The organism is Streptococcus sanguinis SK49 (assembly GCF_000212815.1).
Classification (GTDB): domain Bacteria; phylum Bacillota; class Bacilli; order Lactobacillales; family Streptococcaceae; genus Streptococcus; species Streptococcus sanguinis_C.
This window is the reverse complement of sequence record NZ_GL890985.1, coordinates 583,162-605,413: the sequence shown is the minus strand read 5'-3', so window position 1 is coordinate 605,413 and position 22,252 is coordinate 583,162. Positions and strand designations below refer to the sequence as shown.

The window sequence follows — 22,252 nt, the reverse complement described above, 5'->3', positions numbered from 1 at the left end:
TAATTTTTTGTGAGTAAAAAGTTTGATTATATTAAGGACTTAATAAGTCTAGTATTAATTAAAATTCAAACAACGAATTCACATAAAAATCTAATGTTTCTTGCATAGTTCTTACAGTAATATTCTTTGAAAGTGTATCTAAACCGAGATAACTTTTAACAATCGTAGAATAGTAACTGTTGAAAATCTTACTATAATCACTTGCACTATATTTAGTTACCTCTTCATCTAAACCTTCTATACTAGTTTTTCGAATGCTATAACAATTATTAGAATCAACTTCATCCAGTAGAGTCAAAAAATCACTCCTTGTAGCTAAAAATTTATTAAATAGTTCTACTGTAGAGATAGAAATCACTTCTTTACTGCCCGACTGTTGAGTAAGAATATTTTTTAAATTTGTAGCCTTATTTATAAAAGTCTTTTCTTTCTCTATTAAATTATCTATTGTTGATGTATCAACTTCTCTCCAAACGATATAAATATCATACATCCTTCTCACGGTATACTGAATTCCAACTAATCCCCCTAAAAGAATTTCTATCGATAATCCATGATTACCTTGATGGGCATATCTATTTCTCTCATTAACCACAGAATCTATTAGATTTTTATATTCTTCAAAAAAATAGTCATCTTTAAGTATAGTAAATTTTTCAATTAAATTTTCACTTTTTGTAGGGGCAACAAACCTATCATTTATTTCTTTATGTACTTTACTAATTGGTAAAAATCTATGATTGCTTTCGATCTCTTGCTTAAGTTCTCTAAGTAATGATTTATTATATTGTTCAAACGATGAATATATTTTTATTAATAGATCGTTTAATAAGAGACTATACGAATCATCACTATGATTTAGAGGTTCTATACTTTTTAGTGACTTTTTGAAATTTATAAGATCATTTTTAAATTTATTAATCATTAAAGAATACCTTTTGCATAGTAGTTATTCGATTCCAAATATTATCTCGTTTTCCAGTACCTTGTGTAAAAAACAACTCAAAGTCACTGTTTTGATTCTCTGATTTGTTAATGAAGAGCTCCTTATATTTTGTTTTAATTCTTTCCTTTTTATAAAGTAGTTCTTCTTCACTGTAATCATTTAGCATCAGTGTAACAATTATTGTTTCAAATAGGATTGGAGAAATTCTAGTTGTAAAAGTGTCTGTTTTTACAATATATCTTTTAAAGGCATCATCCTCTAATATTTTTTTGGCATGAGTCAAAGAAATTAATAAATCATTAAATATGTTGTCTATTTTTTCCTCATACTCTCTCAAAGCTTCTTTTCTTTCACTTTTTTTATACTCTATGTGATATTTCTCAGCAGTATCATTTAGCAAATTTTTATAAACTATGCTTCCCACAGTAGAAAACGCATCAATCCCACCATCATTTCTTATTAAGTCAAAGATAGAGATTGTCCTCAGAACAAGTTCAGAATTCATAAGATTAAGATTTGCACTCTGTGAAAAATATTGAGAGATATATTTTTCTGAAAACTCATTTATTTTTTTGTTAAAATAGCCATAATAAATAGAGTTTCGAATTTGTTGACTAGTTAGAGAAGTCCCACCACTATTAAGCCTTTCAAAAACTTGATAAATTGCCGACTCTGTATAAGGGCTTGACTGTTTAAATTCTATAACATTAATTGTATTAAGCTCTAAATTATCTGCTAAACCTTCAGAATCTAATTCATCAAAAGTTTTTCCATCAAATTTCTGATTTACACCGCTCAATGCAAAACCTGCACTATTTTTTAATTTAGAGTTAGGTAAACGCCTATTTTTAATAAAATAATTAATTGCAGTAATACGTTGTAGCCCATCAATTACTAAGTATTTTTTCTACCGTCTTCTTCAATTTGAACTAAAAAAATACTAGGAAGCGGAAGTCCCATAAGAATTGACTCAATAAGGCGAGACGCTTGAAGCTTACTCCAAACGAAACCTCTTTGCATATCAGGAACTTTTATTATCTTTTTTTCATACATATTTGATAATTGGCTATATGTTATATTATATGACCAGTAAGAAATATCGAAACTAGTTTTATTGTTGCGGATTTCAGCTTCTGTTATATCTTCCGTTGCTATAACTTCAACAATATTATTAATTTGGCTATAATTTAAGTCAAAAGCAAATAAACTTCCCTGGCCATTTACAAGAAGTTTGACTAAAATAAAATCATTGCTGTCAGCCTGTGTAATAGATTTTATATCTATCTCTATTTCCGATTCACTAGAGACATTCATCAATTCCTTAAGCTTCATTTGCCATTCGTCTCCATTTAAAATATTTAAGATTTCTTCTTTAATTACATTATCTTCCATCTGATTACTCCTTTAAATTTATACCATGTATAGGTTACATGCCTTTTATAGAATTCACAATCCCTACTTCACCTGTCCATTCATCAGCATTGGCAAGAGCCAATCGCGAAGTTGAGTGAGTTGTTGATTTTCGACAAGATTATTCTCTAACATATTCAAATTATCCAAAAATTTGCTAAGCAAGCTTTCAGAAGGAAACGGAATCATCATATTACCAATATCAATCGGACTCAAGTTCTTTTGAGAAGTTCCTGTCGACATGTTTTCTAAATGAGCTTTTGTGACATCACTTCTAAAGAAACTGTAAATAAATGACTTATGAGTTTTATTAATTGGATTCAACTTTAAAACTCGTTGATTTAAAAGAACATCGTCTTCACAAACCATCCCTACTCTTCCTACATTGCCAGTTAACGACATAATCAAATCCCCTCGACGAAGTTGACATTCATCTGACATATTGCTCGGGAGAAAATCAAGATAATTATCCACCTTATCAACAGTATACCCATCTTGAACATTCTTAATAGTATATAATTTATACTTTCCACTAGTTACGTAATCATTACTTGAGAAAGGATAACCTGAAATCAAATCTACGACTTCATTGAGCTTTGTCACTCCCCACCCCTCTGGAATTTCGCGTTTGAGTTCTGGGTTATAGACCATCTTTCCGCTTGATGATTTGTAGGGTTTGCCATTTTGGTCTGGGAAATCAAACTGCACAAACCAGTAGTCATAGAGGGTCTTAGCCATGGCTTCCAACTCTTGGTTGATTTGGTTATTGATTTGGATTTTATCATCAATTGCTGAAAGTATGTTTGCAATTTTATCTTGATTCTCTCTGGGCAATAAATCCAATTCTATTGAATTCATAATTTTTGTGTTCAACGATGGCATTGTTGCTCCAACTGCCAGATTCATCATCATCTTTTTGAAACTATTTTGTTTAAAATAATAAGATAAATATCTAGGGTTAACTTTGTTTTTATCAGCTCGTACTCTTATACATCTACCTGAAAACATCCAACCTTCATGATTTTTATCAACGTAAACATTTCTATCAATAGAGCCTACCCTGCTAAAAACAATATCTCCTTCAATTAAGATGTATTTACTTAATCTCTTCGTATCAGCTTCAGATACGAAAGGAAGATTTTGATGTGTAAAATTTGTATCTCCCAAATGTTCTACCGTTACTATAGGAGTTCCTTCGCTAACATAATCTTCCTCATGTAATTGGCTACCAAAAGGACCTGTTTGAGAAATAGCAATATCCCCTAAAATTACTCTACTCATACTTCAATCCCTTCATCTGCTCTTCAATTTCCTGCTCCAATGCGTGCGATTGCTGAAAGAGATCTGAAAGTTTATCTTGAAAGGCGGTCATCTTGGCTTCAAACTCTTCTGCTGTGATATCCACATAGTCTATCTTGATGTCAAAGTATTGGCCAGCGCTAAGAGAGTAGTTTTTCTCCTTGATGTCATCATAAGAGACGGTGACAGAAAAGTCCTCGACGGCTTCTTTCTTGATAAAGGTCTCGACAATCTTCTGCTCTTCCTCAGGAGACAGCACGGTCTTTTGGTTCTTGCCTTCCTTGACCTTGGTTCCGAGGTTTGAAGCATCGATGAGGACAACATCGCCCTTATTTTTCTTATCGATAAAGAGGATAGAGACGTTGGTACCTGTCGTCGCAAAGATATTGGACGGCATAGAAACGACACCTGCCAGCATTTGATTGTCCACCAAGTGTTGGCGGATGGTCTTATCAATTCCAGACTGAGCCGTGATAAATCCTGTCGGTAGGACAACGGCTGCTTGACCATCTGGCTTCAAGGAGTAGATAATATGCTGAACAAAGAGCTCGTAAATCGCCATCTTGTCCTTAGACTTGGCTGGAACCTTTGGTACTCCTGCAAAGAAACGCTCACTGGCTTCTGGCAAACTTTCCACTCGGTCACGCCACTCTGAAAAGTCCAGTTTAAAAGGAGGGTTAGAGACGATATAGTCCATCTTTTCAGGATGACGATTGGCGATGATAGTATTTCCCTGTACGATATTATGGATGGAATGCTGCAGTCCATTCAAAATTAGATTAAGACGGAGGAGATTAGACGATTTTTGCGAGATATCCTGACTATAGACAGTGGTCTTATCCACACCGATACGACTAGCCAAATTCATAAGCAAGGTTCCAGAACCAGCTGACGGGTCATAGATCCGCACGTTTGATGGTTGATCATTTCCCACCAAGATATCAGCGATAATCTTAGCGACAGAGTGAGGCGTGTAGTACTCGGCATACTTGCCTCCACCGTCTTTGTTATAGTCCTTGATCATATACTCAAAGAGGGTAGAGAAAAAGTCGAAACCTTGTGAAAAAATAGTCTCATCAAACTTGATACGAGCAAGTAGATTGATGATAGCTCTTGCGACTTGATTACGTTTGCTTGAATCTGAAATATTATCTGTAATTAAACGCTCATCAAAAAGACGAATAGCTGTGTCTCCATCCGTATGAACAGAGAAGATATCATTATTGTCAATAGCTATTTGGTTGAGAGTCGTTTCAAATATTTCATAGAAATTGTCTTCATTTTGCTTACGATGCAAAGTCTCAATGAACTGCTCAGGTTTAAGCTGAGCAGTCGCAGTACCTATATCTTCCAAAAGCCACCTATAATCATCAAGGCTCATCTTAACAAGTTCCTCATAGATATTCTTTGTATCTACTGCCTTTGCTTCATAGAGAAACTTATCATTTAAAAACTTATATAAGAAAGACTGGGTAAGAAGCTTGTATTCACCAGCCTCTCCTCCTAAACCAGCATGTGTAAAAACAGCTTTTAAATCATCAACTAAATCTTGGACAAGATTTTTGTAATTCTCATTCATTAATGTTGGTATTCCTCTTCATATTGTTCAAACAGTGATTCAACAAGCTTTTCAAAATTTTCTCTGGTCAAACTACTGTTTAATTTTGTTTTTTTCATTTCCTCGCGAGCTGCCTGACTAATCATTCTTTTTAGAAAGGCCTCATTGTCCAGTACACCTTGATTTTGACCGACTAGTCTATCAACCTGAATCTTAGCTCCCTTGATGACATGATAAACTGCTGGAAAAGCACTAACTTTGGACGAATTAGTTGCATGCTTATAGCTTCTAGCAGCCATCTCATCTCCATCAAAATTCATGGTCAAACGTCTCATACGACTTCGATAATCATCAACTGCTCCAAAAAGTTTATGATAAGCCTCTTTGGTATGCAGAATAACATCCATGGTGTAGCCTTCTTCCTCATGGATCATATGTTTTTTCATAATTCGCTTGAACTCTTCAAAAAGTTGAACCCATTCAGGATCTTTTTTATCTTTCTGATTATTAAGTCCATTGGCGATCCGCCGACGTAAATCATCCAGATCATTAGCTGCTAATCGCAATTCCTCTTCTGCAATCTTTACAAAAGAAAAACTAGTTTCTGACATCGCGAGGTTCAGTAATGCCTGGCTAGAAAAGTCATCTGGTCTTTCCATAGCAGAAAGGTTGATCAATCTTCTGGAGATGATGTTCAAAAAAGTCGAAATTAATTTGATATCAATTTGATCCATTAACTCCTTATAGCCTAGGAGACTTGCAATGTTATAGTACTGCTTGACAGATTCTATCGCTTTTTTGAGTTCAATCAACTCTCTTCTGTCCTTCACTTCATCAACAGCTATTGCAAAAGCCGCTCGATTTCCAGTTGGGTAATCCATCAAAATAAGATTTGATTTTTCCAATTCTCGACTAATCTCATCAGCTGGTACAAAAAGAGACCCAAAGACATCTTCTTCATTTTCACCAGTGACCGTAATATCATACTCATGATTAAGTTCCTCAAGATAGGCTCGATTAGTCTTATCAAATTCTTGGGAAATATCCGCAAAGTCAACTACATAACCGAACAAATAATCTTTATAGGGTCTATTAACACGAGTCAGAGTTTGTAAGAGATTATGAGCTTTTATTTTACGGCCTAAATAAAGACGTTTCAGTCTGGGAGCATCAAAGCCAGTTAGAAGCATAGAGTAGACAATAATCAAATCAATCTTGCCTTCCTTAAATGCTTCCACCCTTTCTTTCTTATAGTCCTTATCTCCTTCATCATGCAAAATGAGAGCTGAACTTAGGTTCGTTTGTCCATTTTGACGTCGTTCCTCAAGCTGCCGTTCTAGCTCACGAGCCTGCTTGGATGAATCACAAACAATCATGCCTCCGATAGAATCATCATCAAAAATAAACTTTCTTGCTCTAGTGAAATCTTCTAAGATAAAATCTAACATAGGGGAGACATACTTACGATGAGCAAAGATATCCTCTTTAGAGAGTCCGCCACGTTGAATTTCTTCATTTATCGACCGAAGATTCTCCTTATACGAGGTTTCAATATCTTCTCGCATCAGTCGTAGAGTAAAGCCATCTTCAATAGATTGGTTATAGTAATATTTATGGATGTAATTTCCGAAAATATCTCTCGTCGTTGCATGACTCTCTTTGGTCCGTCCATCTTTCTTGTAGGTAATCAAAGGTGTTCCCGTTAGAGCAATTTTAATGGCACGCTTGTCCGAATTATAAAGATTTGGTAGGTAGGATCCACGTTCATTATAAGAACGATGAGCTTCATCGATAAAATAAACATTTTGACAGTTAAGGTCATAGCCAGAACTATCCGTCAAATCGGAGCTGTCTTTAAATTTTTGTATATTTACAACAGCTACATCATAGCCATCATGTTTTTGGTTTAATTCTTTCGGTTTATTGATACGTTTAACCTGTAAACCGCGCTTAGCAAACTCTCTATAAGCTTGGTCAGCCAAATCTAAGCGATCAACAACAAAATAGAATTTTGGAATAATGCTTTGTTTTGAAAAATAATTCTTTAAATAACGAATATTAAAATAAGCCAAGGCTGTCTTACCCGAACCTTGAGTATGCCAAATAACACCCTTTTTAATACCCTTTGAAATCATATCTTTGATAGCTCGGGTAGCAAAATATTGCGGATAGCGCATTACATGCTTTTGGAGTTGGCGTTGCCCGTCCTTACCTTCTTCCTCAACATAAGCAAGCCCAAAACGTAGCATAAAAAATAGGCGTTCTTTTTGATATAGAGAAGTCAAAAACGAATTGCATGGTGTATCAGGTTGCATATTTGTTGCAAACTCTGGAAGAGTTTGAAGTGGTAGCTGATTCATATCTTCCAAAACATATTCAATATCATCCTGAGTCAGAGTCTGAAAACTATGAAGAAAATCAACCTCTCTTTCTTCTTTAAAAGCATTGAATTTAGTCTTAGAAAAGGCGTTTGAACAATAATAAGACCCCTGTTTTTGTCCTCCTTGCCCACTCACGTAAGATGAATTATCTGAAAACGAAATAAATTGTGTTATATTATTGAAACGGCGAAATTTCTTATTTTCAAAGCGATATCTCGTTCTATCCTGCTCGGATTGAATGCCAGTTTTTCCATCTCTAATTGCATTGGGCTGTTTCACTTCAATATAAGATAGCGGCAAGCCATTAATAAAAATCATCACATCTGGTCTGAACTCATCATTACCATTTTGACAAGATACTTCCATAGCTACATGAAAAGTATTCGCTTCCGGATTGTTCCAATCAATATAGGTCGCACCGCCATCCCCTTGAATACGATTATAGAAAGCTCGACCCAAATCGTTTTGATTCAGCTCTAGCTTGATATTATTTAAATCTCGTTCAAAGTCCATATCAGTTGCATAATTATTCAACTTACGATACTGTTCTCTAAAAATAGATACCAAAATATTCGTTTCGGAATCCCTTTCAATAATTTCTTGGCTTTTACGAGACAAATAGGTATATCCTATCCTAATTAGGTGTAGTACTGCAGGAATCTGTACGCGAGTTAATTCAGAAAATCTAATTTGGTCTGCTCTTGTTCTCATATAATCAACCCTTACTATAAAATCTATTATTTCTTATTATACCATTTTTTCACTCGTTTCTTATTCATTACATAAGATAACTCAGTAAATTTAAAAATCTCTCAATCTATAAATTGAGAGATTAATTTTATCTACACCATTTTCGTGTATAAAATGAAATAAATTAGACATTGACTTCTAGCAATTTACTATTTATGTTTTCATCTAAAAATCCATCCCATCCGGATTTGGTGCGCCACCGGCCAAACCGCTGACATTTTTGAGCACTTCCAAGTCGGCAGCATCTAGCTCGATGCCAAAGCAGTCCAGATTGCTGGCAATCCGGCTCGGAGTGACCGACTTAGGCAGGGGCAGGAAGCCTTCCTGCAAGCTCCAAGCTAGCGCGACTTGAGCAATGGTCTTGCCATACTTGTCTGCCACAGCCTGCACAGCTGGATTTTGGAAGAGCTCTCCTTGGCCAAATGGTCCCCAAGCTTCCAGTAAAATCTCATGCTCACGGCAGAAGTTCACCGCCTCTGTCTGATAGACACCTGGAGCCAGTCGGATTTGATTGACAGCAGGAGTCATGCGCGCTGTTTCAAACAAGGCTTCTAAGTGATGAGGCAGGAAATTGCTGACGCCAATCGCTCGAATCTTTCCGAGATTATAAAGATCTTCCATAGCCCGCCAGACTTCGGCATTGCGCTTTTTCCAAGCATCGTTTTCCCTCAGGGGTTTGGGATTCGGCCAGTGGATGAGGTAGAGGTCCAGATAGTCCAGTCCCAACCGCTCCATTGAGGCAGCAAAGGCCTCTTGAGCTTCCTCGTAAGTATGAATGTCATTCCAAAGCTTGGTCGTGATGAAGAGCTCCTCCCGCGGAATGCCGCTGTCCTTGATTGCCCGTCCGACACTCTCTTCGTTCTTATAGATGGCTGCCGTATCAATATGCCGATAGCCTGCCTTGAGAGCGGCTAATGTTGCCTGATAGGCTTCTTCGCCATCCTGAGCCTTCCAAGTACCGAAGCCCAGCACCGGAATGCCTACACCATTGTTCAAAAGATATTCTCTCATCTCATGTCTCCTTTACAAGTTCCATCTACTGCCTTCAGCAAGGCAGCTGCTATAGTGTTCACAAGAGCAGAACTGCTCACTTTTTTTCCTTTTCTTCAGTATTGGCTTAGGTTTAAAGATATTTTCCTTGGTTGGCTCCATGCCTTTACTGAAAAAGCTATAGATAATGAAAGCTACTCCTGCGACAAGGATCAAGATTCGTCCAAAGATCAGTCCCGCCAGCAGCAAAACAAGTCCCATTATCAAAAATTTCGCATCAATTCGTTTCATAGCCTACTCCTGTTCACATTATAGTCTCATTATATCACGCCTAAGAAAGCAATTCAAATCTAGGCGAAGACTATCAAGGCGTCTGCCAAACAAAAAGAACAGGTTGCCCTGCTCTTTCTGAAAAATATAAGGAGACTAATTTAAAATACCTGCGGTTCTCATACATGGAATCGTTCTTGACCATCAAGATAAGTAGCTACTAGCTCTAAATCTTTATCTAAGACGATAAAGTCAGCATCGTAGCCTTCCTTGATCTGTCCGCAGACATCATCAATATGGACTGATTTTGCCGGAATCAAGCTAGCCATCATAACCGCCTGATGAGGATTGGCAATGCCCCATTTGACCACATTTTTCAATCCGTCCTTGAGCTTGAGGATAGAGCCAGCTAGATTGCCCGTTGACTTGAGCCGAGCTGTTCCTTCCGCCACAACCACTGGAAATTCTCCCAGCATGTAGTCACCATCTTCAAGACCTCCTGCGGTCATACAGTCAGTAATGAGGGCAATATTTTCATGTCCCTTCTGCTTGAGCAAGATGTCACAGGCCTTAGGGTCCACATGGTGGCCGTCACAAATCAGTTCCGCATAGGTGTGGGGCAACTCATACATGGCACCAACCATGCCTAGCTCCCGATGAGTCAAGCCCCGCATACCATTGTAAGCATGCACCCAGACACTGGCACCTGCTTCGACCGCAGTTTTGGCTTCATCATAGGTTGCGTTAGAATGCCCCAGTGCAACAGTCACGCCTTCATCAGTCAGCGTGCGGACAAAATCCTCCACGCCATCACGTTCTGGCGCGAGAGCAATTTTATTGAGCAAGCCATTTGCGGCCTTCTGCCAAGCACGAAACTCATCCATGCTAGGATCTTTCATATAGGCAGGATTTTGGGCACCCTTATACTTCTCGGTGAAATAAGGCCCTTCAAAATAGAGACCGCGAATCTTGGCCCCGCTGGCTTCTTGATAGCGAGCACCGATATTTTCAGTGACTGCTAAGAGTCGCTCATAGGATGAGGTCAGGGTTGTGGGTAAAAAGCTGGTCACACCGGTAGTCAAGAGACCCTCACTCATGGTATGAATAGTTCCTTCAATGTTATTGTCCATCACATCAACACCGCCGAAGCCATGAATGTGAGTGTCCACCAGACCTGGTGCAATCGAGTAGCCACTGTAATCTATGACTTCTGCATCCTGCGGAACAGACTGCACCAACTTGCCAAACTTGCCGTCAATCAGCTCTAAATAACCGCCCTGACGGATTCCTTGAGGATAAAAAAATTGATCTGCTTTGATATATGTAGGCATAAGACTGCCTCCCTTGTTCTTGACTTCTGTATTCTCTGCCATTCAAAGCGTAATTCTGTGATAGATCTAGCATCTTTCTATAGCTGCTTTCTAACTCCCGCTTTTGAATCTCTGAGTTTTCTTGACTATATTATAACTCTTTCTTTTTTATTTGTAAATGGTATATACCTATTTTTGCAAAAAATTGTTATATTAAATTAAAAAAACAGAAAACCCAACCATGACAGCTGAGTTTCTACTTTATTTTTTCTCTAAATCGCGTAGCATCTGGTCGATTTTATTGCCATACTCGATTGATTCGTCCTTGACAAAGGTCAAATCTGGAATCTTGTACATCTTCAGATTGTGGCCCAGCTCTCGCTTGATGGTACCGGTCGCTTTTTCCAGACCGGTCTGAGCTTTTTGATTATCAGAAGCCAGATTGCTCATAATCGTGTAGTAGACCTTGGCCATGGATAGGTCGCCCAGCATTTGGACATCAGTGATGGTCACTCCCTGCACCCTCGGGTCACGAACTTTCTTCTGCAAGATTTCATTGACTTCGCGCTTGATTTCCATGCCCACACGGTCTGTACGAAAATTATTTGCCATGAGATTTCCTTTCTAATTTTTCTCTTCTGCAATATAAGCTAGGCTAGGCCTAGCTTATATTTTAGTTTTAATGAATGAAATTTCTTCTAAACTCTTTGTGAAAAAAGTTGTGGAACTAGAAGTATAGACTTCCACCAACAATTATTTTCACTGCGAGTTTTTAAACTACTTCGTATCTTATTTCTTAATTTCTTCCATGATGTAGGCTTCGATCGTGTCATCTACTTGGATGTCATTGTAGCCATCAATCATGAGTCCACCTTCGCGGCCGTTAGTAACTTCCTTAACATCATCCTTGAAGTGCTTGAGGCTGGCAAGCTCCCCATCGTAAATCACGACGCCGTCACGGATAACACGAACCTTGGAATCACGGGTAACTTTACCGTTGATAACCATAAATCCACCGATAGTACCAACCTTGGAAACCTTAAAGGTCTCGCGGATAAGAGCTTCCCCGATGATTTTTTCTTCGTATTCTGGATCCAGCATTCCCTTCATGGCATCTTCCATTTCTTCGATAACCTTGTAGATAATGCTGTGAAGGCGGATTTCGACATCATCAGCTTCTGCCTGCTGGCGAGCTTGAGATGTAGGACGCACGTTAAATCCGATGATGAAGGCATTTGAGGCTTCTGCCAGTGTCACGTCTGACTCATTGATAGCACCAACTGCTGAATGGACGATGGTAATCTTAACGCCTTCCACTTCAATCTTTTGCAGGGAAGCAGATAGGGCTTCTACAGAACCCTGCACATCAGCCTTGATGATAACATTGACAGACTTAACTTCACCAGCTTTGAGGGTATCAAAGAGATTTTCCAGACTGACGCGGTGAGTAGCTTGACGCTGTTTGAGAAGAGCACGTTTGGCACGTTCTTCACCGGCTGCACGCGCAGCTTTTTCATCTTCATAGACCGCAAAGTGGTCACCAGCCATCGGAGTTTCATTGAGACCAGTGATAGAAACCGGTGTAGATGGTCCTGCCACCTTAACACGACGGCCCAGATCATTGGTCATAGCACGAACCCGACCGAAGGTATTACCAACAACGATTGGATCCTGTACATTCAGAGTTCCCTGCTGAACCAGAAGGGTTGCGACAGCACCTTTTCCTTTATCCAGACGGGCTTCAATAACTGTACCAATTGCTCGAACAGTCGGATCTGCCTTGAGCTCTTGAATTTCAGCCACCAAGAGGACTGTTTCCAGCAAGCTGTCGATATTTTGATTGAATTTCGCTGAGATTTCAACAAATTCAGAATCTCCGCCCCAAGCTGTTGACATGACACCATGCTCAGCCAATTCACCAATCACGCGCTCAGGATTCGCTCCTGGCTTATCGATCTTGTTGATAGCTACGATGATTGGGACATCAGCCGCCTTGGAGTGGTTGATAGCTTCGATCGTTTGCGGCATAACACCGTCATCAGCCGCTACCACCAGGATAGTGATATCCGTAACAGAGGCACCGCGGGCCCGCATAGAAGTAAAGGCCGCGTGTCCAGGCGTATCCAAGAAAGTAATCTTCTTGCCGCTTTCCTCAATCTGGTAAGCACCGATGTGCTGAGTAATACCACCTGCTTCACCTGTAGCTACGCGAGAGTTACGCAGGGTATCCAAGAGGGTTGTTTTACCATGGTCAACGTGTCCCATGATGGTAACAACTGGCGGACGCTCTACCAAGGCATCTTGGTTGATATAACCTTCTTCTACGAAGAAGCGCTCAATGTCGGCTGTGTCAACTTCCACCTTCTTCTTAGCTTCGATACCATAGTCCACCATAAGGAGCTCAATAGTATCGCCGTCAAGAGATTGGTTTTGCGTTGCCATCACGCCCATCATAAAGAGCTTCTTAACAATTTCAGCTGGCTCGCGCTTGATCCGTTTTGCAATTTCTGCAACGGTCATTCCGTCTGTATATTCAAATTCAGTTGGCAACTCATGGAACTTACGTTCTGTAACAGGTTTTGGTGCCTGATTATTGTTGCCCTTTCCTTTTTTATTTTTCTTGTTTTTATTCCAATTACTATTTCTTTGATTTCTCACTTGATTTTGACTGCTTCGATTCTTTTGTTGTTTTCTTGGACCTTCTTCTTCGCGATCAAAATCATCGCGCTTCTTATCTGGTCGAGCTTGCTTCTTACGACGCGTATCCACAGCTGCTGGCGCTGGGCTTGGATTAGCTGCTGGAGCAGATGGAGCTGGTGCAGGCTGAACTGGTGCACTTGCTTCTGCCTTAGGCTGCTCCTTGCGGCGGTTTTGCCGTTCCATAACTTCTTTTGCTTCCTGAGCTTGCTTAAAGCGTTCCTCGCTTGAGCGAGCGTATTCAGCATTCTGCTCTGCTTTCAAAGCTGCTGCCCGGGCCTTAAAGTCAATCTTCGGTCCTTGAGGCTGTTGGCGGTTTTGACCGTTAAATCCTTGATGATTCTGATCATTTCGGCGGCCATCTTGACCACGATTATCGCGACGGTCATTTGGACGATTGCCCCTATCTCGGTCTTTGCGGTTTCCGCGATTCTTATTTCGATTATCACGGTCCTCACGTTTGCCTTGCTCTTTGTTTTGTGGTTTGCGGTTGCCTTGCTGCTTCCGACGCTCTGCCTCTTCCTTGGCTCTCGCTTCACGTTCTGCCTTAAAGTTCCGGCTTTGCGGGCGCTTTACAGGCGCAGCTGTTTCTACTTTCGCTTCTGGCTTAGCAGTTACTTTTGCTTCTGTCTGTTCTGCCTTGACTGGCGCTGCCTCTTTGGCAGGAGTTTTTTGCGGTGATGGCTGAGCTGCTGCAGGCTTTTCTACAGTAGCTTGAGGTGCGGCTGCTTTTTTCGTAAAGCTGGACTTGATTCGCTCACCAGCGTCAGCTTCTACGCTGGATGAATGACTTTTGACATCCAGTCCCAGCTCCTTCGCACGAGCCACTACCTCCTTGCTTTCTTTTCCCAGTTCTTTGGCGATTTCATACAATCTTACTTTAGACAAATCTTGTCCTCCTCTTCTATTACATAAGAGACCTCATTTTCTTTGTAAAACCAGCATCTGTCACGGCGAGCACTTTTCTGGCCTTGCCAATGGCAGAGCTTAATTCCAGTGTTGAAAACACGGTTGATACTTCTACTTGGTAGTAACGACTTTTATCAGTGATTTTCTTGCTGAGATTAGGAGCTGCATCCTGAGCCAAAAAGACCAGATGTGCTTTTCCCTCTTGGATAGCTTTGATGGTCAGCTCCTCACCAGAAATGATGCGGCCAGCCCGCTGAGCCAGACCCAGCAAATTTGCAAGTTTCTCTTTATTCAAGACCTAACTCTCTTCTTTTGACCTTATGATCGACATAAGCGATTAACTCATCATAGAAAGCCTCATCCACTTCCATACTAAAGCTGCGGTTAAAGACCCGCTTCTTCTTGGCTTGAAGAGCTTCTTGATTGTCCAGCTTGATATAGGCTCCACGGCCGTTGGCCTTGCCTGTCGGATCGATAAAGACTTGACCTTCCTTGTTCTTGACAATCCGCAGTAAATCACGCTTGTCAATCACTTCGTTGGACACCACTGATTTTCTTAAAGGGATTTTTCTTGTTTTTGCCATTCCAGCCCCCTTAGTCTAGTTCTTCAGCTTCGCTTTCTAAACCAGCTGTTTCTAGTACAGTTTCCTCTGCAGCTGCGTCAAAGTCTGTTGCTTCTGCTGCTGAAACTTCTGTCTCTAGTACATCTGCATCCGCAAGAATTTCTTCTGCTTCCTGAGCAAATCCGCCCAGTTCATTGGCTGCTTCCATTTCTTCAAACTCTGTGGCAGACTTGATATCGATTCTAAAGCCTGTCAAATGAGCTGCCAAGCGTACGTTCTGTCCGCGACGGCCGATAGCCAGAGAAAGCTTGTTGTCTGGTACGACAACCAAGGCCCGCTTGTTATCTTCTTGGTTAAAGATAACTTGGTCAACCTCTGCAGGAGCAATAGCATTGTAGATAAATTCAGCTGGATCTGCTACCCACTCGATGACGTCGATATTTTCTTCAGTCGGCACCATACGGCCGCTCTTTGGATCGTATTTGGCAGGATGGAACTTGCTAGTAATTTTCTTGATATTGGCTCCACCGCGTCCCACGATTGTTCCGATGGCATCCACATTAGGGTTGTGGCTGCGAACCGCTACCTTGGTCCGATCGCCTGCTTCCCGCGATACGCTCATGATTTCCACAGTTCCGTCATAAACTTCTGGGATTTCCTGCTCCATCAAGCGCTTGATCATTTCTGGATGACTGCGGCTGACAAAGACATTGACGCCACGAGGATTGTCTTCTACCTTGTAAACAAAGACTTCGATACGGTCATGAGAGGCAAATACCTCGCCAGGAATCTGATCTTGCTTCGATAGCTGCGCTTCAATGCTACCAAGATTGACATAGATAAAGCGATTATCAAAACGCTCCACCGTTCCTGACATGATTTCATTTTCATGCTCTTTATAGGTATTGTAGGTGATTGCTCGGGTCTGCTTGCGCATCTTTTCCATGATGGTTTGCTTAGCAGACTGAGCAGCGACTCGGCCAAATTCAGTTGGCGCTTCTTCAAACTTAATCTTATCTCCCAATTCATAGGCTGAACTGATAGCCAAGGCATCTTTGAGACTGATTTCCAAACGGCTGTCAAAGACCTCGTCCACGACTTCGCGAACAGTATAGACACGGAAATCTCCTGACTTTTCGTCAAACTCAATGGCTGCGCTATCTGCCTGACCATAGCGACGACGATAGGCAGAGCGGAGTGACTCGGTCACCGCGTCAATGATATCTTCTTTCTTGATTCCTTTGTCTTCTTCCAGAATGCGGAAGGCCTCTAGCATTTCTTTACTCATTTTCATGTGACTTTTGCCGAAACAAAAGTGTTCCTTTCTTTTCTATATTGCTTCTGCGGCTAAAACTTAACGGCTAATCTGGCTTTGGAAACCAGACTGTAGGGAATTTCGACTTCTTTTCTGCGAGTCTTGTCCAGATATTCCATGTGCAGAACGTCCTCTTCAAAGCTCAGCAAGGTGCCTTCAAAGACTTTCTGCTTGTCAACAGCCTTATAGAGACTGACATGGATATAACTGCCGACTGCATTGGATAGCTGTTCCTTGGTCTTGAGCGGACGCTCCAAGCCAGGACTGGTCACTTCCAGAAAATACTGTTCTGGGAAGGGATCTGGTTTGATTTGATCCAAGAGCGGACTGATAATATCCGTCAAATCTGCTGTATCATTGACCGTAATGCCCTCAGGCTTATCTACAAAGACACTGAGAACGTAGTCTCCGCCCATCTTTCCGTACTCAATATCGACTAATTCATAGGGGGCCAAAATGGCTGGTTCAATAACCTCCCTCACCAATTCAACAATCGTTGCGATATGACGACACCTCCTCACAGATAAGAGGCGAAGATACTTCCTCGCCTCTCTTTCCTTATTTATTACTAGTATTATAGCACGACAAATCCCAGAATGCAAGGGAAATATGCTGTACAAGCTTTTAAAGACCGAATTCCACTTAAAATACTATTATTTTAAAGTAAAATTCTTTCTTAATAATAAAGTCTTCAAGGAGCATTTCCTTGAAGACTCTTTCTTATTCAAATGCTGCTTCCACCCGGTAGATGACTTGTCCTTTGTTAGCAAATTTCTGCTCATACTCAGTCAAGACATTGTCCTCGAAGTCGCTGGCATGCAAATCTAACCACACGCCCTTTAACTTCATACCATACTGAGAAAAGCTTACTAGGCTATACTCAAAAAGACCGCGGTTGTCCGTTTTGAAGTGGATTTCTCCATTTTCTGGCAGAATCTGCTGATAGGTCGCCAGAAAGGACTGATAGGTCAGACGGCGCTTTTCATGACGTTTCTTGGGCCAAGGATCCGAGAAGTTCAGATAGAGGCGGTCAATCTCGCCATCTTCAAAATAATCAGTCAGATCCGAACCGTCCACCCAGAGAAGCTTGATATTGGGCACATCCGTTGCTAGCACCTTGTCTAAGGCATAGCTGAGGACCGATTTTTGAATATCAATCCCAATGTAGTTGATATCCGGATTGGCCTTGGCCATACCGGACACAAAAGCTCCTTTGCCACTGCCAACCTCTACATGAATGGGGTGACCATTGCCAAAAATCTCCTGCCATCTGCCCTTGGCATCTGCCGGATTCAAAATCACATACTGGGGATGCGCCTCTAGCAGTTCCGTCGCTCCCTTACGATTCCTTACTCTCATTGTCCTCTTCCGTATTTGGAACGGAAGTTTCGTAATGCGTAAATCTCCCGGTTCACATTTTCTAAATCATTGTTTTCATAGTATTTGGCAATCTGCATCAGATAAGAATACTGACCAAACCAGTATAGCTTATTGAAAACAGTTTGATTATATTTATAGCCATAAGCACTCAGCCACTCTTGCCAGCCTGAATCAGGCACATAATGGCTTAAAATATGAGCTACATCCATCATCCTGTCTGTCAGGCGCACAGAATCCCAATCCACCAAGTAAATAAGCCCACTGTCGGTCTCTACCCAGTTGCTGTGGCGCACATCTCCGTGAACAATGGTCGCATAATCCTCACGAAAGGCCGGCACAGTCTGGCGCAAGTCTCGGATAACTGATTGCAGATATTGATTATTCCTCAAAGCAAGCGGCACTTGATTGAGCCAAGCATTCAGCAAATCAGTCGGCGTTTCCAAAGTATAGCCCAGCTTGGTCAGCTGCGTCATCAATGGGCGCGAGCGATGCAGCCGAGTCAAAATATTGATTACCTGCTTTTTGGACATATCATTTGGGGTCAGAATAGTGCCTGAAAGCCACTCCTGCCCGCTCATTACGTTGCCGTCCGGCATCCGACGGCTCCACAAAAGCTGCGGTGCGATTTGTTCTCGAGCTAAGCCTGCTAAGATAGGGGTTGTATTCATCTTGACGAAAACGCGCCCCCCGTCCGGATAAGTCCCCATATAGGCCTTTCCGCTCTTACCAGCTATCGGTGTCAGGGTCAGCTCGTTATCAACCAAGTCCATGTTTCCCCTCCGTAAAAAGTTTCTTTATCATTTTACTAATTTTACCTCTTTTAGTCAACCAATCTCCGTAATTTAAACGGCAGATAGAACAGATAGAGTAGGACAGTCGCTCCCAGCATGGCCAGCACTGCTGTCTTGTCTTGAAAAAAGAGCAGAGCAGTCATCACTTCAGCCAAAAGGACACTGCTGCCAATAGATGTGATAATTTGTCTTGCTCCCTTCAGCTTTTCCCCTCTTTCTATCGGAAAAAGCTGGGTCAAAAACTGATAATCAAAAGCTTCGTACAAGGCTGTCAGCTGGAAGAGCAAGAGGTAATTGAACAAGACCACAAAAGCTGCAGCAATCCAAGCTTGACTGACAAAAACCAAAGCCAAAAGAGCCAAAAAGAGCAGTCTTAGGGTTAACGCAAAGAAGTCTCCATTTCGCAAGTAAGAGCGCAAAAAGAGATTCTGCCAGGTCTTGCTATGCTGCTTGCCCACAAGCCTCGTCAAACCATCCAGATAGGCCCGGCGCTTCACACTATTTGAAATGCCTTTAACATTTGTAAAGAGAGCAAAGAAACGGAGAATCGTCTGCTTTCGAGCAGCTTCATAAGCCACCAGAACCTGCCAATCTAGGCCATTTTCAGTAAAGAACTTCTTGGCCTTATTCTGAAACAAAAACCATTTCAAGACTAGCATAAGGAGGCAGTAAAGCCCGAAGCCCCAAACAGGCAAGCCCAGAGCCAGAAAAAGCGGAGCCAGTAACAGTAAGATTCCAATCTGTAAGACTGCGTACAAGAGATAGGAGCGCAGAATCTGAGCCTTGATAAAAGCCCTGACTTCTGCTTCTCTGACCAAGAGAAAGAGTGCATCCGGCTTTTCCAGATAGGTCGCAATCCGTCCAAAAGGCAGGATAAAGACCGATAGAATAACCAGACTAGCAATAATAGGTAGGTGATTGGTCGAAAAATGTCGCAAAAGCTGACTGTACTGAACACCTAAAAATCCCATAAAAATCAGCAGAAAGAGCACGAAATGATCATTAAAAACATAGCGCAGGTATTTCAGACACTGCTGACGAAAATCCTGCTTTCGTTTGGTAAATAATTCTTTCATAGCGCCGCCTCTTCTGTCAGGGCTAGATAGATGTCATTCAGACTAGCATCCGGCATTTGAAATTGGGTCCGCAACTCAGTCAAGCTGCCCTTGGCCCGTACTTGACCCTTGTGCAAGATTACAAAACTATCGCACATCTTCTCGGCAGAGTCCAGAACATGGGTGCTCATCAGAATCGACTTGCCCTTCTTCTTTTCCTCATCCAAGAGCTGGATAAGGTCTGCAATAGCTACCGGATCCAGACCCAGAAAAGGCTCATCCACAATAAAAAGGCTAGGATCAACTACAAAAGCACAGATAATCATCACTTTTTGCTTCATTCCTTTTGAAAAGTGAACAGGAAACCAATCCAGTTTTTCCTTGAGTCGGAACATTTCCAGCAACTTATCCACACGCTCAAAAGCTGTCTCCTGCTCAATGTCGTAAGCCATAGCTACCGTCTCAATGTGCTCGCGCAGGGTTAATTCTTCATAGAGACTAGGCGTTTCCGGAATAAAACCGATTTTCTTACGGTAATCACTGGGATTGGTCCGCAGCTCCAACCCATCAATCTGAATCTGCCCCTTATAAGGCGTCAAAAGACCGATAATCTCACTGATAGTCGTGGACTTGCCTGCACCGTTGAGACCAATCAGACCAACCAGCTGGCCATTGCCCACTTCAAAGCTAACATCCTTTAAAACCGGGATATTAACATAGCCGCCCGTAAGCTCTTTGATTTCTAACATATTTTCTCCGAATTCTGGTATAATGGTTCTTATATTATAACAAAATCTAGCGAATAGAGGTACCATTTATGGCTGATTGTATTTTTTGTAAAATTATTGCCGGAGAAATCCCTTCTTCTAAAGTCTATGAAGACGAGAAAGTCCTTGCTTTTCTGGATATTTCCCAGGTAACACCAGGTCATACCTTGGTTGTCCCTAAAGAGCATTTCCGAAATATGCTGGATATGGATGCCGACAGCACCAGTCAGCTCTTCGCTCGCGTACCTGACATTGCTCGAAAGGTCATGAAAGCCACAGGTGCAGCTGGTATGAATATCATCAACAACAACGAAGAAATTGCTGGACAAACTGTCTTTCATACCCATGTGCATTTGGCACCGCGCTACAGTGATGCAGATGACCTCAAGATTACTTTCGCAGCCCACGAACCAGACTTCCCAGCTCTAGCCGAATTAGCTGAGAAGATTGCACAAGCTTAAGGAGGGAATATGAAACTTTCAAATATTTTCCTATTTATCGGTGCCGCAGCAGCCAGCTACAAACTGGTTGAAAACCGTCAAAAAATTCAAGAAGAAATCATTGAAACAACAGATAGTCTAGACAAAGTAAAGGACAGCCTAGCAAATATTCAACGAAATATTGCCATCATTCAAGAGCAAAAAGAGCAAGTCAAAGACATCGCTCAAGATCTTACTTATAAATATAAAGCCCTTGAAAACCAAGCTCAAGTGCAGATCCAGCAAGTCAAAGACATCTGGGAAAAGTACGAGTCGTGATAGAGAAAAAACTTTAAATAAGGATTATTTCTGAAATCAGACGCACTCATTCAACTAAATTATCATATATTAAAATAAATATAACAAAAAATTCAAAACAATAGAAACTAAGACTACTATTATAAAATAGTTTATGTTTATCTAGTCTTATTCTTCGAGAGAAAATTAGCCAGAAAAGAAAATAGGTAATGTAAGAAATCATCAATAATTTTAAAAAACAGTTTTCTTTGTAAGAGGCACTACAATTATAAATGAAAAATAGATTTTTCAAAATACTGCTTCCTTCTATTTTTATGAAAATAAAAACTTTAAAGCAGGTAAAAAGTCTAAACCATAATTTTTAATAAAAAATCAAAAAAAGATAAAAGAAAGGCTCTATAATTTCTGAAGTAGGTAAAGACACTGTAGGAATTATGAAGCCTATTCTGTTGTAGAAAAATATCCCCTACGACCTATAATGAAAAGCGACAAAACCATCATTAAAAAGGCTCTTATGGAACAATTAAATTTTATAACAAACTTACTCGGAATTAAAGACAAGAGCATTATAATATTGGATGTTTTAAATTCTAAAACACATAAAGAAATTATCGCTAATCTAGATTATCCTGCTCCTAACTGTCCTCACTGTCAAGGACAAATGGCTAAATATGACTTCCTTAGTCAAGAAAAAACGTCAAATCGAAACAATTCTCAAACAAAAACTAATTAACAAAGTCCCTAAAACCAAGAGAAAGGCATTGCCATAGATATGTTTATCCCCTACTATGACATCAATAAAAAACCCTCTCCTTCTGCGAAAATTAACCTTGATCGCTTTCACACTCATCAAAGTCATTAAGCTAAATGCATTCTGCTTCCAAACTTAGAAAAGTTTAAAAGTAGAATTATCGCCACATTTAATATCAAAAAGGAGAGAATTAATAAATCCTCTCCAGAATGTGATTATATAGTAACCCACTACAGTTGACAAAAAGGCAAAAAAGAAATAAACAAGCCGGATAAATAACTAGCAAAAATAAAACTCCGCCAGTAGGACTCGAACCTACGACATCATGATTAACAGTCATGCGCTACTACCAACTGAGCTATGGCGGATAAAA

The 22,252-nt window shown here is 40.7% G+C and carries 21 protein-coding genes, 1 tRNA gene and 1 pseudogene; 3 read left to right on the top strand and 20 right to left on the bottom strand.

What is annotated here, in order from left to right:
- Positions 1-58: 58 nt before the first annotated feature.
- The 19 genes from HMPREF9380_RS07930 to HMPREF9380_RS08015 all read right to left on the bottom strand — a co-directional run bounded on the left by HMPREF9380_RS07930 (position 59) and on the right by HMPREF9380_RS08015 (position 20,373).
- Positions 59-925, bottom strand: coding sequence for a hypothetical protein (locus tag HMPREF9380_RS07930; protein ID WP_002932536.1), 867 nt, complete (start codon positions 923-925; stop codon positions 59-61).
- Positions 918-1,799, bottom strand: a complete 882-nt coding sequence (locus HMPREF9380_RS07935) for a hypothetical protein (protein WP_268869222.1) — start codon at positions 1,797-1,799, stop codon at positions 918-920. Before HMPREF9380_RS07935 ends, HMPREF9380_RS07930 begins: the two co-directional genes overlap by 8 nt.
- A 41-nt stretch (positions 1,800-1,840) precedes the next feature.
- Positions 1,841-2,338 (bottom strand): DUF262 domain-containing protein, encoded by a 498-nt coding sequence (locus tag HMPREF9380_RS12105; protein WP_002932532.1) that lies wholly within the window; start codon positions 2,336-2,338, stop codon positions 1,841-1,843.
- 63 nt (positions 2,339-2,401) lie between these two features.
- On the bottom strand, positions 2,402-3,637 hold the full coding sequence (locus HMPREF9380_RS07945; RefSeq protein WP_002932529.1) for a restriction endonuclease subunit S: 1,236 nt from the start codon (positions 3,635-3,637) through the stop codon (positions 2,402-2,404).
- Positions 3,630-5,234, bottom strand: a complete 1,605-nt coding sequence (locus HMPREF9380_RS07950; RefSeq protein ID WP_002932527.1) for an HsdM family class I SAM-dependent methyltransferase — start codon at positions 5,232-5,234, stop codon at positions 3,630-3,632. The genes HMPREF9380_RS07945 and HMPREF9380_RS07950 overlap by 8 nt, the downstream gene beginning before the upstream one ends.
- A complete protein-coding gene (locus HMPREF9380_RS07955) occupies positions 5,234-8,305 on the bottom strand; it encodes a type I restriction endonuclease (protein ID WP_002932526.1) in 3,072 nt (1,023 codons plus the stop codon). Before HMPREF9380_RS07955 ends, HMPREF9380_RS07950 begins: the two co-directional genes overlap by 1 nt.
- Positions 8,306-8,509: 204 nt before the next feature.
- Positions 8,510-9,355, bottom strand: coding sequence for an aldo/keto reductase (locus tag HMPREF9380_RS07960; RefSeq protein WP_002932524.1), 846 nt, complete (start codon positions 9,353-9,355; stop codon positions 8,510-8,512).
- A 12-nt stretch (positions 9,356-9,367) separates the two neighbouring features.
- The gene (locus HMPREF9380_RS0110970; RefSeq protein WP_002932522.1) at positions 9,368-9,625 is read right to left on the bottom strand and encodes a hypothetical protein; all 258 of its coding nucleotides are present in this window, start codon (positions 9,623-9,625) and stop codon (positions 9,368-9,370) included.
- 158 nt (positions 9,626-9,783) lie between these two features.
- A complete protein-coding gene (gene nagA, locus HMPREF9380_RS07965; RefSeq protein ID WP_032907488.1) occupies positions 9,784-10,935 on the bottom strand; it encodes an N-acetylglucosamine-6-phosphate deacetylase in 1,152 nt (383 codons plus the stop codon).
- Between the two features lie 240 nt (positions 10,936-11,175).
- On the bottom strand, positions 11,176-11,526 hold the full coding sequence (gene rbfA, locus HMPREF9380_RS07970; protein WP_002893555.1) for a 30S ribosome-binding factor RbfA: 351 nt from the start codon (positions 11,524-11,526) through the stop codon (positions 11,176-11,178).
- 177 nt (positions 11,527-11,703) lie between these two features.
- Entirely contained in the window at positions 11,704-14,499 is a 2,796-nt protein-coding gene (gene infB / locus HMPREF9380_RS07975) for a translation initiation factor IF-2 (protein WP_002932520.1), read from the bottom strand.
- Between the two features lie 19 nt (positions 14,500-14,518).
- Positions 14,519-14,815 (bottom strand): YlxQ-related RNA-binding protein, encoded by a 297-nt coding sequence (locus HMPREF9380_RS07980; protein ID WP_002932519.1) that lies wholly within the window; start codon positions 14,813-14,815, stop codon positions 14,519-14,521.
- Positions 14,808-15,104 (bottom strand): RNase P modulator RnpM, encoded by a 297-nt coding sequence (gene rnpM / locus HMPREF9380_RS07985; protein WP_002893558.1) that lies wholly within the window; start codon positions 15,102-15,104, stop codon positions 14,808-14,810. The genes HMPREF9380_RS07980 and rnpM overlap by 8 nt, the downstream gene beginning before the upstream one ends.
- Before the next feature lie 10 nt (positions 15,105-15,114).
- Positions 15,115-16,371, bottom strand: coding sequence for a transcription termination factor NusA (gene nusA / locus HMPREF9380_RS07990; protein ID WP_235787800.1), 1,257 nt, complete (start codon positions 16,369-16,371; stop codon positions 15,115-15,117).
- A gap of 59 nt (positions 16,372-16,430) precedes the next feature.
- Positions 16,431-16,919, bottom strand: coding sequence for a ribosome maturation factor RimP (gene rimP, locus HMPREF9380_RS07995; RefSeq protein ID WP_032907220.1), 489 nt, complete (start codon positions 16,917-16,919; stop codon positions 16,431-16,433).
- A 199-nt stretch (positions 16,920-17,118) separates the two neighbouring features.
- Positions 17,119-17,757, bottom strand: a complete 639-nt coding sequence (gene trmB, locus HMPREF9380_RS08000) for a tRNA (guanosine(46)-N7)-methyltransferase TrmB (RefSeq protein ID WP_002932514.1) — start codon at positions 17,755-17,757, stop codon at positions 17,119-17,121.
- The gene (gene ccrZ, locus HMPREF9380_RS08005; protein ID WP_002893562.1) at positions 17,754-18,548 is read right to left on the bottom strand and encodes a cell cycle regulator CcrZ; all 795 of its coding nucleotides are present in this window, start codon (positions 18,546-18,548) and stop codon (positions 17,754-17,756) included. Before ccrZ ends, trmB begins: the two co-directional genes overlap by 4 nt.
- A gap of 50 nt (positions 18,549-18,598) precedes the next feature.
- Entirely contained in the window at positions 18,599-19,645 is a 1,047-nt protein-coding gene (locus tag HMPREF9380_RS08010) for an ABC transporter permease (protein ID WP_002932512.1), read from the bottom strand.
- Positions 19,642-20,373, bottom strand: coding sequence for an ABC transporter ATP-binding protein (locus HMPREF9380_RS08015; protein WP_032907217.1), 732 nt, complete (start codon positions 20,371-20,373; stop codon positions 19,642-19,644). The genes HMPREF9380_RS08010 and HMPREF9380_RS08015 overlap by 4 nt, the downstream gene beginning before the upstream one ends.
- A gap of 68 nt (positions 20,374-20,441) precedes the next feature.
- Between HMPREF9380_RS08015 and HMPREF9380_RS08020 the strand changes: the two genes are divergently transcribed.
- The 3 genes and pseudogenes from HMPREF9380_RS08020 to HMPREF9380_RS11850 form a co-directional block, all read left to right on the top strand.
- Positions 20,442-20,852 carry an HIT family protein gene (locus tag HMPREF9380_RS08020; RefSeq protein WP_002932508.1) on the top strand — a complete coding sequence of 137 codons (411 nt, stop codon included), beginning with the start codon at positions 20,442-20,444 and terminating at the stop codon, positions 20,850-20,852.
- A gap of 9 nt (positions 20,853-20,861) precedes the next feature.
- Positions 20,862-21,149, top strand: a complete 288-nt coding sequence (locus tag HMPREF9380_RS08025) for a hypothetical protein (RefSeq protein ID WP_002932507.1) — start codon at positions 20,862-20,864, stop codon at positions 21,147-21,149.
- Between the two features lie 493 nt (positions 21,150-21,642).
- Positions 21,643-21,822: pseudogene (locus tag HMPREF9380_RS11850) on the top strand (ISL3 family transposase); the annotation flags it as partial.
- A 351-nt stretch (positions 21,823-22,173) separates the two neighbouring features.
- Here HMPREF9380_RS11850 and HMPREF9380_RS08035 read toward each other — a convergent pair.
- Positions 22,174-22,247: transfer RNA gene (locus tag HMPREF9380_RS08035), tRNA-Asn, on the bottom strand.
- Positions 22,248-22,252 lie beyond the last annotated feature (5 nt).